General features: G+C 63.4%; 13 protein-coding genes and 1 pseudogene. 5 read left to right on the top strand and 9 right to left on the bottom strand.

From position 1 onward, the window contains the following. Positions 1-65 precede the first annotated feature (65 nt). On the bottom strand, positions 66-1,067 hold the full coding sequence (locus tag CWO89_RS29765) for a 2-hydroxyacid dehydrogenase (protein ID WP_130582134.1): 1,002 nt from the start codon (positions 1,065-1,067) through the stop codon (positions 66-68). 329 nt (positions 1,068-1,396) lie between these two features. Here CWO89_RS29765 and CWO89_RS29760 point away from each other — a divergent pair, with 329 nt between their 5' ends. Beyond that, on the top strand, positions 1,397-1,924 hold the full coding sequence (locus CWO89_RS29760) for an SH3 domain-containing protein (protein WP_130582133.1): 528 nt from the start codon (positions 1,397-1,399) through the stop codon (positions 1,922-1,924). 140 nt (positions 1,925-2,064) lie between these two features. Here CWO89_RS29760 and irrA read toward each other — a convergent pair whose 3' ends face one another. Beyond that, complete coding sequence (irrA, locus tag CWO89_RS29750; RefSeq protein WP_130582132.1) at positions 2,065-2,553, bottom strand: iron response transcriptional regulator IrrA; 489 nt, start codon at positions 2,551-2,553, stop codon at positions 2,065-2,067. A 320-nt stretch (positions 2,554-2,873) separates the two neighbouring features. Here irrA and fabA point away from each other — a divergent pair, with 320 nt between their 5' ends. The 3 genes from fabA (at position 2,874) to fabI (ending at position 5,602) form a co-directional block, all read left to right on the top strand. Next, entirely contained in the window at positions 2,874-3,395 is a 522-nt protein-coding gene (fabA, locus tag CWO89_RS29745) for a 3-hydroxyacyl-[acyl-carrier-protein] dehydratase FabA (RefSeq protein WP_130582131.1), read from the top strand. 43 nt (positions 3,396-3,438) lie between these two features. Then, positions 3,439-4,662, top strand: a complete 1,224-nt coding sequence (fabB, locus tag CWO89_RS29740) for a beta-ketoacyl-ACP synthase I (RefSeq protein WP_130582130.1) — start codon at positions 3,439-3,441, stop codon at positions 4,660-4,662. Positions 4,663-4,801: 139 nt separating this feature from the next. Next, positions 4,802-5,602, top strand: coding sequence for an enoyl-ACP reductase FabI (gene fabI, locus CWO89_RS29735; RefSeq protein WP_130582129.1), 801 nt, complete (start codon positions 4,802-4,804; stop codon positions 5,600-5,602). 94 nt (positions 5,603-5,696) lie between these two features. On the opposite strand, the gene CWO89_RS29730 is transcribed toward fabI, so the two are convergent. The 6 genes and pseudogenes from CWO89_RS29730 to rbfA form a co-directional block, all read right to left on the bottom strand. Beyond that, positions 5,697-6,293 (bottom strand): glutathione S-transferase family protein, encoded by a 597-nt coding sequence (locus CWO89_RS29730; RefSeq protein ID WP_130582128.1) that lies wholly within the window; start codon positions 6,291-6,293, stop codon positions 5,697-5,699. 174 nt (positions 6,294-6,467) lie between these two features. Further along, complete coding sequence (locus CWO89_RS29725; RefSeq protein ID WP_130582127.1) at positions 6,468-7,202, bottom strand: superoxide dismutase; 735 nt, start codon at positions 7,200-7,202, stop codon at positions 6,468-6,470. Positions 7,203-7,400: 198 nt separating this feature from the next. Next, positions 7,401-9,556 (bottom strand): annotated as a pseudogene (gene pnp, locus CWO89_RS29720) (polyribonucleotide nucleotidyltransferase). A gap of 380 nt (positions 9,557-9,936) precedes the next feature. Beyond that, positions 9,937-10,206: a 30S ribosomal protein S15 gene (gene rpsO / locus CWO89_RS29715; protein ID WP_028168438.1), complete on the bottom strand. Its 270-nt coding sequence runs from the start codon at positions 10,204-10,206 to the stop codon at positions 9,937-9,939. Positions 10,207-10,208: 2 nt separating this feature from the next. Then, positions 10,209-11,318, bottom strand: coding sequence for a tRNA pseudouridine(55) synthase TruB (truB, locus tag CWO89_RS29710; protein WP_130582126.1), 1,110 nt, complete (start codon positions 11,316-11,318; stop codon positions 10,209-10,211). 1 nt (position 11,319) lies between these two features. After that, positions 11,320-11,682 carry a 30S ribosome-binding factor RbfA gene (gene rbfA, locus CWO89_RS29705; protein WP_245476643.1) on the bottom strand — a complete coding sequence of 121 codons (363 nt, stop codon included), beginning with the start codon at positions 11,680-11,682 and terminating at the stop codon, positions 11,320-11,322. On the opposite strand from rbfA, the gene CWO89_RS48170 reads away from it, so the two are divergent. After that, positions 11,605-11,778, top strand: coding sequence for a hypothetical protein (locus CWO89_RS48170; protein ID WP_245476645.1), 174 nt, complete (start codon positions 11,605-11,607; stop codon positions 11,776-11,778). The two genes, rbfA and CWO89_RS48170, sit on opposite strands and share 78 nt — an antisense overlap. A 101-nt stretch (positions 11,779-11,879) precedes the next feature. Here CWO89_RS48170 and infB read toward each other — a convergent pair. After that, on the bottom strand, positions 11,880-14,276 hold a 2,397-nt coding region (gene infB / locus CWO89_RS29700; RefSeq protein WP_130582125.1), incomplete at its 5' end, for a translation initiation factor IF-2.

Below are 14,276 nucleotides of genomic sequence, written 5' to 3'. Positions count from 1 at the left end.
CCAAAGACCTATCCCGGATTGCGCTGCGCTCCATCCGGGCTACAGGTGCTACGGGTGCACCACGCTCACAACATGCTCGGCAGCACGCGGTCCGGCGGCTTGTGGTTGTCGAGGAAGGTTCGGATGTTGATGATCACCTTCTCGCCCATCTCGACGCGGCCCTCGATGGTGGCCGAGCCCATATGCGGCAGCAACGCCACCTTGCCTGCCTTGGCGAGCCGCACCAGCTTCGGGTTGACCGCCGGTTCGTGCTCATAGACGTCGAGGCCGGCGCCGCCGATCTCTCCGGCTTCGATCAGCTTGATCAGCGTGTCCTCGTCGATCACCTCGCCGCGCGCAGTGTTGACGATATAGGCATCTTTTCGGATCAACTTCAGCCGCCGCGCGGAAAGCAGGTGGAAGGTCGCAGGCGTGTGCGGACAGTTCACCGAAAGGATATCCATCCGCGCCAGCATCTGGTCGAGGCTTTCCCAATAGGTGGCGCCAAGCTCGTCGGCGATGCGCGGGGCCACCGGGCGTCGGTTGTGATAATGGATCTGCAGGCCGAAGGCGCGGGCACGGCGCGCGACCGCCTGGCCGATGCGGCCCATGCCGATGATGCCGAGCCTTTTTCCTCCGATGCGATGGCCGAGCATCCAGGTCGGCGACCAGCCCGGCCAGTGCTTGCCCTCGGTCAGGATCGAGGCGCCTTCGATCATCCGTCGCGGCACCGCGAGGATCAGCGCCATGGTCATGTCGGCGGTATCTTCGGTCAGCACCTTCGGCGTGTTGGTCACGGTGATGCCGCGCGCATGCGCCGCCGCGACGTCGATATTGTCGACGCCGTTGCCGAAATTGGCGATCAGCCGGACCTTGGACTCGGGCTGATTGAGGACGTCCTCGCGGATCAGGTCGGTGACGGTCGGCACCAGCACGTCAGCGGTGCGCACGGCTTCTGCGAGCTGCTCCGATGTCATCGGCGTGTCGTCGAGATTGAGCCTGGCGTCGAACAATTCGCGCATCCGGGTCTCGATCGAATCCGGCAGCTTGCGGGTGACGACGACGAGAGGCTTCTTCTTAACCGACATGTCCTGCTCTCATGAGGCTTCGGCCCGTCAAAGGCTTCGCCGTTCAGGCCTCATTAACCCGGTTGTTCGAAACTGCGGTTGCTGCGCGGTCCCGGCGTTTCCTTCACGTTTCCCTGGGTTCCCCGATGCTTGCCTCGGGTTTCCAAGGAAAAGTCGGGCGTTCTGGTTCTAAACGTTCCGTCCTCTCTAGCAGAAGACCGGGCCAACACAAGAACCCCTCGGCAAGACGGGCCGGGGCATTGACGCGCGGCGCAAGGGTCTGGGGTTCTGGGCGTTCACGGGTTCAACTCGCAGAATTTGAGTTGGCGTTCTCGGCAGGAGACGAGTTGATGGCGTTGGGGCGGTTGAGTTGGTTGGCGATGCTGGTCGGGTGCATGCTCGGCACCTCGGTATCCCCAGGACATTCGGCCAAGGATGCAAGCCCGACCACCAGCGGCCTGCCGATACCCCGTTACGTCAGCCTCAAGTCCGATCATGTGAACGTCCGCGCCGGCCCGACCAAGGACAATGACGTCGCCTGGGTCTACACCCGCTCCGGCCTGCCGGTCGAAATCACCGCCGAGTTCGAGAACTGGCGCCGGGTGCGCGATTCCGAAGGCGCCGAAGGCTGGGTCTATCATTCGCTGCTATCGGGTCGCCGCACCGCGGTCGTCACGATGAAGCACAAGGACGATCTGGCCTCGCTCTACGATCGCCCGGACGCGAAGAGTGCGGTGGCGGCGCGGCTGCAGGCCGGCGTCATCGCGCAGGTGAGGAAATGCGCCAATAGCTGGTGCCGCGTCACCGGCAACGGCTTCGATGGCTGGATCGAGCAGCAGCGCCTGTGGGGCGTCTACGCCGACGAGAAGGTGGATTAGCCGAATTCCGGCGATGATGCTGTAGGGTGGGCAAAGCGAAGCGCGCCCACCATCGAGAGCACAGACGTTAACGGCGGGCACGGCGCAAACGCGCCTTTGCCCACCCTACGGAATTTCCGCTTGTGTTGAGGTACCGAAGCTCAGCGCTTCTTGCGCAGCCGCACCACCATGTCGATGCGCGCGATCTCGTAGCCTTCCGGGATATCCGGCATCTTGGAGAGCACCAGATGCGGGTCGGGAATGTCGACCAGCTCGTGGTTGTTCTCGAGATAGAAATGGTGGTGCGCGGTGACGTTGGTGTCGAAATAGGTCTTGGTGCCGTCGACGCTGACCTGACGCAGGAGGCCGGCATCGGTGAGCTGGTTCAGCGTGTTGTAGACGGTGGCCAGCGACACCGGAACCTTCGCGAGCGTCGCCTCCTCGTAAAGCATTTCTGCGGTCAGATGGCGGGCGCCCTTGCCGAACAGGAGCCAGCCCAGCGCCATGCGCTGACGGGTCGGCCGAAGGCCTGCCGCCTGCAGCATTTCATTGACGTCATGCCATGGACAACCGGTCAGCGCCGGCTGATGACCGGGGCTGCGGGCGATCTGACCAGCGTCATCGCTCACATGCGGAACTTCGTCGCTCATATGCACTCTAGACACCTAACTCGGGCAATATTCCAAACACTATAAGAAGGAAATCCTTCAGATGCAAGTTCCTCGCAACTAGGGCCGACGCAGGCGGCCCGACCGGAACCCTCTGGGGATGCAGCAATTTAACCCATTCCGGCACTTTGCCGCACCTTCATGCCTATGTTACAGAGCGCGCGGACCACATATGCGAATTCGGTAGAGACGCCGTTCGCGCCCAAGGTAGCGCCGCGTTGCGGGAAATCTTGTCCCGCCGGGGAAACGGTCCGGTTCGTTCGAGAGCGCTTCACCGGGACATTGAGGAGAGTGGAAAGAGGATGCTGGAGCGGCGCAGCGGTTACGAGTACGAGGATTTGCTGGCGTGCGGCAGGGGCGAGATGTTCGGTCCCGGTAATGCCCAGTTGCCGTTGCCGCCGATGCTGATGTTCGACCGCATCAGCGATATCTCCGAGACCGGTGGCGAGTTCGGCAAGGGATTGGTGCGCGCCGAGCTCGATGTGAAGCCGGATCTCTGGTTCTTCGGCTGCCACTTCAAGAACGATCCCGTCATGCCCGGCTGCCTCGGCCTGGATGCGATGTGGCAGATGGTTGGCTTTTACCTCGGCTGGATCGGCGGCGAGGGACGCGGGCGGGCGCTCGGGCTTGGCGAGCTGAAGCTCGCCGGTCAGGTTCTGCCGAATGTGCGCAAGGTTGTGTACAACGTAGATATTAAGCGCGTGATGCGCTCGAAGCTGGTGCTCGGCATTGCCGATGGCTGGCTTTCCATGGACGGCGAGATTATTTATCGCGCGAAGGATTTGAAGGTTGGGCTGTTCAAGCAGGGCACGGCCCCGGCGTGACCGAAACCATCGCACAGAAAACTAACGGCAGGGCGAGGCGATCATGAGGCGGGTTGTCATCACCGGGATGGGCATTGTCTCGTCCATCGGAAACAACACCCAGGAAGTGCTTGCGAGCCTTCACGAGGCGAAGTCCGGGATTACCCGCGCGGAGAAATATGCCGAGCTCGGCTTCCGTTCGCAGGTGCAAGGCGCGCCGACGCTCAAGCCGGCCGAGGTGATCGATCGCCGCGCGATGCGGTTTCTGGCCGATGGTGCGGCATGGAATCACGTGGCGATGGAGCAGGCGATCCGCGATGCCGGGCTCGAGGCGGACGAAGTCTCCAACGAGCGCACCGGAATCATCATGGGTTCGGGCGGCCCGTCGACGCGCACGCTGGTGGAGGCCGCCGACATCGCGCGCACCAAGGGCCCGAAGCGGGTCGGTCCGTTCGCCGTTCCCAAGGGCATGTCGTCGACCGCTTCCGCGACGCTTGCGACCTGGTTCAAGATCAAGGGCGTGAACTATTCGATCTCCTCGGCCTGCGCGACGTCGAACCATTGCATCGGCAATGCCTCCGAGATCATCCAGATGGGCAAGCAGGACATGATCTTCGCCGGCGGCTGCGAAGAGCTGGACTGGACGCTGTCGGTGCTGTTCGACGCCATGGGCGCCATGTCGTCGAAATATAACGACACGCCGGCCACCGCCTCGCGCCCCTACGACATCAACCGCGACGGTTTCGTCATCGCCGGCGGCGCCGGCGTCGTGGTGCTGGAAGAGCTTGAACATGCCAAGGCGCGCGGCGCGCGAATCTATGCCGAGATCGTCGGCTATGGCGCCACCTCCGACGGCTACGACATGGTGGCGCCCTCCGGTGAAGGCGCCGAGCGCTGCATGCGCATGGCGCTGTCGACGGTGACGACGCCGATCGACTACATCAATCCGCACGCGACCTCGACGCCGGCCGGCGATCCGCCGGAGATCGAGGCGATCCGCAAAGTGTTCGGCACCGGAGAGAAATGTCCGCCGATCTCGGCGACCAAGGCGCTGACCGGCCACTCGCTTGGCGCCACCGGCGTGCAGGAGGCGATCTATTCGCTCTTGATGATGAACAACGGCTTCATCTGCGAGAGCGCGCATATCACCGAGCTCGATCCCGTCTTCGCCGACATGCCGATCGTGCGCAAGCGCATCGATCATGCGAAGCTCGGCACCGTGTTGTCGAATTCCTTCGGCTTCGGCGGCACCAACGCGACGCTGGTGTTCAAGCGGCTGGATGCGTAATCTATTTATCCGTCATGCCCCGCGAAGGCGGGGCATCCAGTATGCCGCGGCCTTTCAGACTGATTGCTAGCGCCTCTGGAATACTGGATCACCCGCTTTCGCGGGTGATGACATCGCGAATAAATGGAGCGGACGGGCAATGCAGGACCTGATGAAAGGCAAGCGCGGACTGATCATGGGCGTTGCCAATGATCACTCGATCGCATGGGGCATCGCCAGGACGCTCCATGCGCAGGGCGCCGAGCTCGCCTTCACCTATCAGGGCGAGGCGCTCGGCAAGCGCGTCAAGCCGCTGGCGCAGTCGCTCGGCGTCGACACCGTGCTGCCCTGCGATGTCGAGGATCTCGCCAGCGTCGATGCGGTGTTCGCAGCCTTGCGCGAGAAATGGGGTCAGCTCGATTTTCTCGTCCATGCTGTCGCCTTCTCCGACAAGAACGAGCTGAAGGGCCGCTATGCGGACACCACGCGCGAGAATTTCTCGCGCACCATGCTGATCTCCTGCTTCTCCTTCACCGAGCTCGCCAAGCGCGCAGCCGAGCTGATGCCGGAAACCGGCGGCGCCATGATCACACTGACGTTCGGCGGATCGATGCGCGTGATGCCCAATTACAACGTGATGGGGGTTGCGAAGGCGGCGCTGGAAGCCTCCGTGCGCTATCTCGCCGCCGATTTCGGCCCGCGCGCCATCCGCATCAACGCGATTTCAGCGGGTCCGGTGCGCACGCTTGCCGGTTCGGGCATCGGCGATGCACGCGCGATGTTCGCGTTTCAGCAGAAGCATTCACCGCTCGGCCGCGGCGTGACGCTCGATGAGCTCGGCGGGTCCGCACTCTATCTGCTGTCCGATCTCTCCGGTGGCGTCACCGGTGAAGTCCACTACGTCGATTCCGGCTACAACGTGATCTCGATGCCGCGCCCGGAAGACCTGAAGGCGGAGTAGCTCGAAATCGTAGGGTGGGCAAAGCACAGCGTGCCCACCGTCACGAGCGGAATGCGGATGGTGGGCACGCTGCGCTTTGCCCAGCCTACAAGTATTAACCTGCGGCAATCTTCTCCGCGCGCTGGAACGCCGGGCGCGCGGCGCAGCGCGCGATATAGTCCTCGAAGGACGGCCGTGACGGCACCATCTTGAACAGCCGCACCGCATAATTCAGGCCCGAGCCGACCACGATGTCGGCGGCGGAAAAATCCTCGCCGAGGATCCACGGTCCCTTCTGCAGTTCGGTGTCGAGCACGTCGAACACCTGTGTCGCGCTGCCCCATGCGGCGGTGCTGGTGGGCACCTCGAGCTTGGTGAAGATCTGGATCAGCGCCGGCTCGATGCAGCTCGGCGCGAAGAACAGCCACTGCAGAAATCTTGCCCGCTTCGGATCAATGATCGGCGGCGCCAACTTCGTTTCAGTATAGCGATCTCCAATATACGCGCAGATCGCAGCCGCCTCGCCGAGTGCGACGTCGCCGTCCTTCAGCGCCGGAACCTTGCCCATCGGATTGATCTTCAGGAACTCCGGCGCCTTCTGTGCGCCTGTCGAAATGTCCGTCAGCACGCGCTCATACGGCAGTCCGGATTCTTCCATCAACCACAGGCAGGTGAACGAGCGCGAACGAGGCGACCAATAGAGCTGGATCATGATGCTGAACCTTTCACGGGCGAAGACGCGTTCATCGCTCCGAACGCTTGCATTGGCAACGGCCAATTCTGGGGCGCCGTGAAGGGAAGCTTGCTCATGAAGTTCGGCGGTGCAGCGAAGCGGCCGGAGACGATATCGCGCCCCCGGCCGTGTGATACTGCTGTCGCGTGTGGACTACACGCCGAGCGTGCCTGCCTTTGCGGCCGCGTAGCGGTCGCCGACCGCCTTCCAGTTCACCGTGTTCCACCAGGCCTGCAGATAGTCAGGGCGGCGATTCTGGTAATGCAGATAATAGGCGTGCTCCCAGACGTCGTTGCCGAACAGCGTGCGTTTGCCGTCCATCAGCGGGCTGTCCTGGTTCGGGCGGGTCTCGAGCGCGAGCTTGCCGTCCTTGGTCACCGTGACGAACACCCAGCCCGAACCGAATACGCGTCCGCCGGCCGCGTTGAAGTCGGTCCGCAGTTTCTCCATGCCGCCGAGGTCGCGGTCGATCGCGGCGAGCACTTCGCCTTCCGGCTTGCCGCCATTCGGTCCCATGATCTGCCAGAACATGGTGTGGTTGGCGTGGCCGCCGAGGTTGTTGCGGACGCCGGTACGGACGGCTTCCGGCACGTTGTTCAGATTGGCGAGCACATCCGCGACCGGCTTTTCGGCGATCTGCGGATGATCTTTGGCGATCGCGTTGACGTTGTTCACATAGGCCTGGTGATGCTTGTCATGATGGATCTGCATCGTCAGCGCATCGATATGCGGCTCCAGCGCATTGGCGGGATATGGCAGCGGGTCCACCTTGAACGGACCGGCAGGCGGCTGGGCCGAGCCTTGCGCGAACGCCATTCGCGGCGAAGTGGCTGCGGCGACGAGACCGGTTGCGGCCATCATCAGGCGGCGGCGGGACAGGAATGACATCGTGACCTCCGGGCTTAAGGAAAGCATGCTGTCTTATTGTAGGCGCAAGACGTGAAGCGGTTCCGACAAAGTACGATCACGATATCGCGGCCAAACCGCACATGGCCATCGGCCACGGTTGATTTGCAAAGCCCCACATAAACTTAGGGCGGCCATTGAGGCCGCCCTTTTTTAGTTATTCTATTGTCGTCCGGGCGCTCACTCGCCGGCGGCCTCGCGCGGCGCCGACGCGTCGGGCTTCTGCTTGGCCTCCAGATCCTCGCCGGTCTCCTGGTCGACCGCCTTCATCGACAGCCGCGTCTTGCCGCGGTCGTCGAAGCCGAGCAGCTTGACCTTGACCTTGTCGCCTTCCTTGACGACGTCGGAGGTCTTCTGCACGCGGTTGGATGCGAGCTGGCTGATATGGACGAGGCCGTCCTTGGCGCCGAAGAAGTTCACGAAGGCGCCGAACTCCATCACCTTGACCACGGTGCCCTCGTAGATCTGGCCGATCTCCGGCTCGGAGGTGATCGACTTGATCCACTTGATCGCAGCCTTCATCGCCTCGCCGTCGTTGGAGGCGACCTTCACGGTGCCGTCGTCCTCGATGTTGATCTTGGCGCCGGTCTTCTCGACGATCTCGCGGATCACCTTGCCGCCGGTACCGATCACTTCGCGGATCTTGTCGGTCGGGATCTTGAAGGTCTCGATGCGCGGCGCGTATTCGCCGAGCTCGGCGCGCGCCGCCGTCAGGGCCTTCGCCATTTCGCCGAGGATGTGGATGCGCCCTTCCTTGGCCTGGCCAAGCGCGACGCGCATGATCTCCTCGGTGATGCCCTCGATCTTGATATCCATCTGCAGCGAGGTGATGCCCTGGTCGGTGCCGGCGACCTTGAAATCCATGTCGCCGAGATGGTCCTCGTCGCCGAGGATGTCCGAGAGCACCGCGAAGCGCTGATCTTCGAGGATCAAGCCCATCGCGATACCGGCGGTCGGCCGCTTCAGAGGCACGCCGGCATCCATCAGCGCCAGCGAGGCGCCGCAGACCGAGGCCATCGACGACGAGCCGTTGGACTCTGTGATTTCAGACACCACGCGCACCGTGTAGGGGAATTCGTGGTGCGGCGGCAGCACGGGATGGATCGCGCGCCAGGCGAGCTTGCCGTGGCCGATCTCGCGACGCTTGGTGCCGCCCAGGCGGCCGGTCTCGCCGACCGAGTAGGGCGGGAAGTTGTAGTGCAGCAGGAACGTCTCCTTGTACGTTCCGGACAGCGCGTCGATGTACTGCTCATCCTCGCCGGTGCCGAGCGTGGTCACGACCATCGCCTGGGTCTCGCCGCGGGTGAACAGCGCCGAGCCGTGGGCGCGCGGCAGCACGCCGACTTCGGCGACGATGTTGCGCACCGTCTTGACGTCGCGGCCGTCGATGCGCTTGCCGGTGTCGAGGATGTTCCAGCGGACGATCTTCGCTTCCAGCTCCTTGAACACGTCGGCGACGCGCAGCTTGTCATATTTTGGCTCCTGCCCTTCCGGGAAGAAGTGCGCTATCACCTTTTCCTTGGCGGCGCCGACTGCGGCATAGCGCTCCTGCTTGATCGGGATCGCATAGGCGGTGCGGAGTTCCTGCTCGATCAGGCCGAGCATGTCCTTCTCGATCGCCGAGTTGTCGATCGCGGTGATCTCGCGCGGCTCCTTCGCGGCCTTCTCGGCGAGCTCGATGATCGCGTTGATGACGGGCTGGAAGTGCCGGTGGCCGAACATCACGGCGCCGAGCATGACGTCTTCGTTCAGCTCCTTGGCTTCCGATTCCACCATCAGCACGGCATCGGCGGTGCCGGCGACGACGAGGTCGAGCTGGGTCTCGTTCATCTCGTCCAGCGTCGGGTTCAGCACATATTCGTCGTTGGCGAAGCCGACGCGGGCCGCTCCAATCGGGCCCTTGAACGGCACGCCGGACAGCGTCAGCGCCGCGGAAGCGGCAACCATCGCCAGAATGTCCGGATCGTTCTCCATGTCATGCGACAGGGTGGTGATGATCACTTGCGTTTCGTTGCGCCAGCCGTCGACGAACAGCGGGCGGATCGGGCGGTCGATCAGGCGGGAGACCAGCGTCTCCTTTTCGGTCGCCGGCCCTCGCGTTTGAAGTAGCCGCCGGGGATGCGGCCCGCGGCATAGGCCTTCTCCTGGTAGTCGACCGTCAGCGGCAGGAAGTCGACGCCTTCGCGGGGCGTCTTGGCGGCGACGACGGTGGCAAGCACCACGGTCTCGCCATAGGTCGCCACCACGGCGCCGTCGGCCTGTCGGGCGATCTTTCCGGTCTCAAGCTTGAGGGGGCGTCCGCCCCAGTCAATCTCCACGGAATGGGTCGTAAACATTTTGGTCTTCTTTCATGGTTTCACGAAAGAGCGGGCCTCCAAAACGCAAAAACCATGCGCAAGATGGCGGGACACTGATCGCAAGCCGTGATCAGTATCCGGCGATCCTGCCATGGTTCTCAAGTTCCGGATGGCGTCCATCCTTTCGTTCATATGGGCATCTTGCCCCGCCCAGCGGCCGGATTGCTGCTGGGCACTTTAGGTTTGAGCATGGTCTTTCCGGAAAACCGGGTCATGCTCCAGGCTTGAACATGAGTGCGTGCGACATGCGGTCGTCACGTTCATGCTCTTGTGCATGATCGTCTCCGAACGGTTGAAACTCCGGTCTCTCGGAAGATCATGCGAAAACGCGCGCTAACGTTGCGCGCGCAGTCTTGAAATCAACGACGAATGTTATGCTTTTCCAGCAATGCCTTGTAACGCGCCTCGTCCTTTTTCTTGATGTAGTCGAGGAGCGAGCGTCGCGTCGACACGAGCTTCAACAGGCCGCGGCGTGAATGGTTGTCCTTGCCGTGGGTCTTGAAGTGCTCGGTAAGGTTGCTGATGCGTTCCGACAGGATCGCGACCTGAACCTCGGGCGAGCCGGTGTCGCCGGCTTTGAGGGCATTCGTCTTGATGACTTCCGCTTTGCGTTCGGCGGTTATCGACATCGTCAAATACTTCCATGGTTGCGAGCCGAACTGGCAGTCAGTCCGGTCAGGTTGAACACGCGCTTGGGGATGATTTCGCCATTGCCAATCTCGGCAAGCGCGAGAAGCCGGCCTGCCACCGTGACATAGACTGTGCCGCTACAATTGGGCGCATCCCGTCCGCGCAACAAAACGGCTTGGCCCCGATGGAGCCTTGCCGCATCCGCCCGTGTGACGGCCAGTGCCGGGATGTCGTCCAGCGCGGTCTCAACGGGCAAAAGCGCGTCGGCGAGGCTGCCCTCGCCAGACGCGGCTCTATTGCACAAAGCCTCCAATTCTTCCAGCGGAATCATGTCCCGTTCGGTAAACGGACCGACAACGGTCCGCCTGAGCGCGCAGATATGGCCGAAACAGCCGAGAATCCGCCCCATATCCCGGGCCAAAGCGCGGACATAGGTTCCCTTGCCGCACTCGGCCTCGAACACGGACTGGCCCCCATCCCCATGTTCCACCAGGGTTAATTCGTGAATCTCGACCGGCCGGGGCTGCAATTCGACCGTTTCGCCGTCCCGCGCCAGGTCATAGGCCCGCTCGCCCTGGACCTTGATCGCGGAATATTGCGGGGGAACCTGCTCGATCACGCCGGTGAAGCGCGGCAGCAGTTCCTGGATCGAACCGGCCGAGGGGCGGAGCTCGCTGGTCCTGACCACGCGGCCCTCGATGTCGTCGGTGTCGCGTTCCTCGCCCCAGGCCACCGTGAAGCGGTAGCGCTTGCGGCCTTCCATGACGAACGGAACCGTCTTGGTGGCTTCGCCGAGCGCAATCGGCAGCCCGCCCGAGGCGAGCGGATCGAGCGTGCCGGCGTGTCCGGCGCGCTTGGCCTGGAACAGGCGCTTCAGCACCGCGACGGCATGCGTCGACGTCATGCCGATCGGCTTGTCGAGCACGACCCAGCCATGGACGTCGCGCTTGTCGCGCCGCGGCTGGTTACCCTGCTGCTTCTGTTTCTGGCGCGGATCGTTGTTGACGCGACGCGTCTCGTTGCCGCGCGCGGGCGCCGAAATTTTTTCTTCATCCGCATGCGAATCGACGTCCTGCGATTCGATCACGGGGTTTGCGGTCGTCACGGTCATCTCACTCGTCGTCCGAATCGGGTGCAAGATCACGTTGCACCGCAGGTGTTCTCAGTAATTTCTCGATACGTTCCGCTTCGTCGAATCGGTCGTCGACGCGGAAGCGGATGTCAGGTGCAAATTTCAGGTTAACGCGGTGTGCGATCTCGCCGCGGAGAAATTTCTTGTTGCGGTCGAGCGCAGCAATCACGGTCTCGGTGTCGCGTCCGCCGAGCGGCATCACGTAGATGGTCGCGAGCTTCAGGTCCGGCGACATTCGCACCTCGGGAACGGTGATGATGTGGCCTTGAAGATCCGGATCGTGGACGTCACCGTGCGAGAGAATCTCGGCAACCGCATGGCGTACCGTCTCGCCGACGCGCAACTGACGTTGCGAGCCGCCAGCGGCGGAACTCTTCTTCTGATGACGGGGCATTATCTAAAATCCCAAATTATCGCCATCACCCGCGAAAGCGGGTGATCCAGTATTTTGTGCCTAGAATCAATTGCGATACTGGATGCCCCGCCTTCGCGGGGCACGACGGTTCAGCTCGAAATTCCCGCGCTTCGTAAGACTTGGACTTACAGAGAGCGCTGGATCGTTTCGACACGGTAGCATTCGATCACGTCGCCGACACGCATGTCGCCGTAGTTCTCGAACGCCATGCCGCATTCCTGACCGGCGACGACTTCCTTCACTTCGTCCTTGAAGCGCTTCAGCGTCGACAGCTTGCCTTCATGCACGACGACGTTGTCGCGGATCAGGCGGACATTGGCACCGCGTTCGACCGTACCATCGGTGACGCGGCAGCCGGCGACCTTGCCGACCTTGGAGATGTTGAACACCTCCAGGATCTGGGCGTTGCCGAGCATGGTCTCGCGCAGGGTCGGCGCGAGCAGGCCGGACATCGCCTTTTTGATGTCATCCACGAGATCGTAGATGATGTTGTAGTAGCGGATCTCGATGCCGTTGCGCTTGGCGGCGGCGGCCGCCTCCTTGTTGGCGCGCACCGAGAAGCCGATGATCGCGGCGTTGAAGCCTTCCGCCAGCGTGACGTCCGATTCCGAGATGCCGCCGACGCCGGCATGCAGGATGCGGGCGGCGACTTCCTCGGTGCCGAGCTTTTCCAGCGAGCCCAGGATCGCTTCGAGCGAGCCCTGCACGTCGGCCTTCACGATCAGCGGGAATTCCTTGCGGCCCGCGGTCTTGAGCTGCGACATCATCTGCTCGAGCGAGCCGCGCATGCCCGAGATCGAGGCGGCGGCGTTCTCGCGCTTCTGGTGCGCGCGATAGCTCGTGACCTGGCGGGCGCGAGCTTCGTTCTCCACCACCGCAAGCCGATCGCCGGCTTCCGGCGGACCGTTGAAACCGAGCACTTCGACCGGCACGGACGGACCGGCTTCGTCGAGATTCTCGCCCTGGTCCGAGATCAGCGCGCGGACGCGGCCCATCTCGGCGCCGGCGACGATGATGTCGCCGACCCTGAGCGTGCCGCGCTGCACCAGCACGGTTGCGACCGGACCACGGCCGCGGTCGAGCTTGGCCTCGATCACTGTGCCTTCGGCCGGACGCTGCGAGTTGGTCTTGAGGTCGAGAAGTTCGGCCTGCAATGCGATCATCTCGAGCAGCCGGTCGAGATTGGTCTTGTTCTTGGCCGAGACCTCGACATCGACGACTTCGCCGCCGAGCGATTCGACCTGCACCTCGTGCTGCAGCAGTTCCGTGCGCACGCGCTCGGGCCGCGCGTCCGGCTTGTCGATCTTGTTGATCGCGACGATGATCGGAACCCTGGCGGCCTTGGCGTGATTGATCGCTTCGACCGTCTGCGGCATCACGCCGTCATCGGCTGCGACCACCAGCACCACGATGTCGGTGACCTTGGCGCCGCGCGCGCGCATCGCGGTGAACGCGGCGTGACCGGGCGTGTCGATGAAGGTGATCTTCGTGCCGCTTTCCGGCGACAACACCTGGTAGGCGCCGATATGCTGCGTGATGCCGCCGGCTTCGCCGGAGACCACGTTGGCATGACGAAGTGCGTCGAGCAGCGAAGTCTTGCCGTGGTCGACATGGCCCATGACCGTGACGACGGGCGAACGCGGCTCGGTGTCGGTGGAGTCGTCGACGACGTCGAACAGGCCTTCCTCGACGTCGGAGGCGGCCACGCGCTTCACCGTGTGCCCTAGTTCCTCGGCGATCAGTTGCGCGGTGTCGGCATCGATCACGTCGGTGATCTTGTACATCGCGCCCTGCTTCATCAACAACCGGATGACGTCAACCGCGCGCTCGGACATGCGGTTGGCGAGTTCCTGGATGGTGATGGCTTCCGGGATCGTGACTTCGCGGATCAGCTTTTCCTTCGGTTCATTCGACGCATGGCCCTTCAGGCGCTGGGTACGCCGGCGGAATGATGCGATCGAACGCTCGCGCACATCGTCGGCATCGAGCGCGGTGACAACCGTCAAGCGGCCGCGCTGCTTCTGGGGGCCTGGCTTGTGCGTGGTCTTCGGAGCAGCCACGGGGCGCATCGCACCACCCGGGCCACGGCGAACCTGGCGCGGACCCTCGTCTTCATCGGGCTCTGCGGCGACGCCCGGCGCCTTCGTCGCTGGAGCCGATGCTGGTGTGCGTGCCGGGGTCGCCGACGTGCGTCCCGGGGTCGCAGATGGGCGTCCCGGGGTCGATGGGGTACGGGCTGGAGCCGCCGGCGCCGGTGCAGGGGCTGCTGCGGCCGCTGGCTTGGCTGCTGCGGCTGGCTTCGCTTCGCCCTCGCCAAAGCGCCGCTTGGCCTCGATCTCGGCCTTGCGCTTGGCTTCCTCTTCCTGGCGATGACGTTCCTCTTCGGCCAGCCGACGGGCTTCGGCGGCTTCACGCTCGGCGCGCTCGGCGATTTCGCGGCTGGCGCGGCGCTTGGCTTCCTCTTCGGCCTGCCGGCGCTCTTCGACCTCACGCTGCCGGGCGTCGGCGAGTGCGCTGGCGCG

It is taken from the genome of Bradyrhizobium sp. Leo170, assembly GCF_004296405.1.
Lineage (GTDB): Bacteria > Pseudomonadota > Alphaproteobacteria > Rhizobiales > Xanthobacteraceae > Bradyrhizobium.
The sequence above is the reverse complement of the archived record's forward strand: the minus strand, read 5'-3'. Positions and strand labels throughout refer to the sequence as shown.

Excerpts from the sequence above, each read along its gene's own strand:
- CWO89_RS29765 (WP_130582134.1), bottom strand. The coding sequence starts at position 1,067 with ATGTCGGTTAAGAAGAAGCCTCTCGTCGTCGTCACCCGCAAGCTGCCG.
- CWO89_RS29760 (WP_130582133.1), top strand. The coding sequence starts at position 1,397 with ATGGCGTTGGGGCGGTTGAGTTGGTTGGCGATGCTGGTCGGGTGCATG.
- irrA (WP_130582132.1), bottom strand. The coding sequence starts at position 2,553 with ATGAGCGACGAAGTTCCGCATGTGAGCGATGACGCTGGTCAGATCGCC.
- fabA (WP_130582131.1), top strand. The coding sequence starts at position 2,874 with ATGCTGGAGCGGCGCAGCGGTTACGAGTACGAGGATTTGCTGGCGTGC.
- fabB (WP_130582130.1), top strand. The coding sequence starts at position 3,439 with ATGAGGCGGGTTGTCATCACCGGGATGGGCATTGTCTCGTCCATCGGA.
- fabI (WP_130582129.1), top strand. The coding sequence starts at position 4,802 with ATGCAGGACCTGATGAAAGGCAAGCGCGGACTGATCATGGGCGTTGCC.
- CWO89_RS29730 (WP_130582128.1), bottom strand. The coding sequence starts at position 6,293 with ATGATCCAGCTCTATTGGTCGCCTCGTTCGCGCTCGTTCACCTGCCTG.
- CWO89_RS29725 (WP_130582127.1), bottom strand. The coding sequence starts at position 7,202 with ATGTCATTCCTGTCCCGCCGCCGCCTGATGATGGCCGCAACCGGTCTC.
- rpsO (WP_028168438.1), bottom strand. The coding sequence starts at position 10,206 with ATGTCGATAACCGCCGAACGCAAAGCGGAAGTCATCAAGACGAATGCC.
- truB (WP_130582126.1), bottom strand. The coding sequence starts at position 11,318 with ATGACCGTGACGACCGCAAACCCCGTGATCGAATCGCAGGACGTCGAT.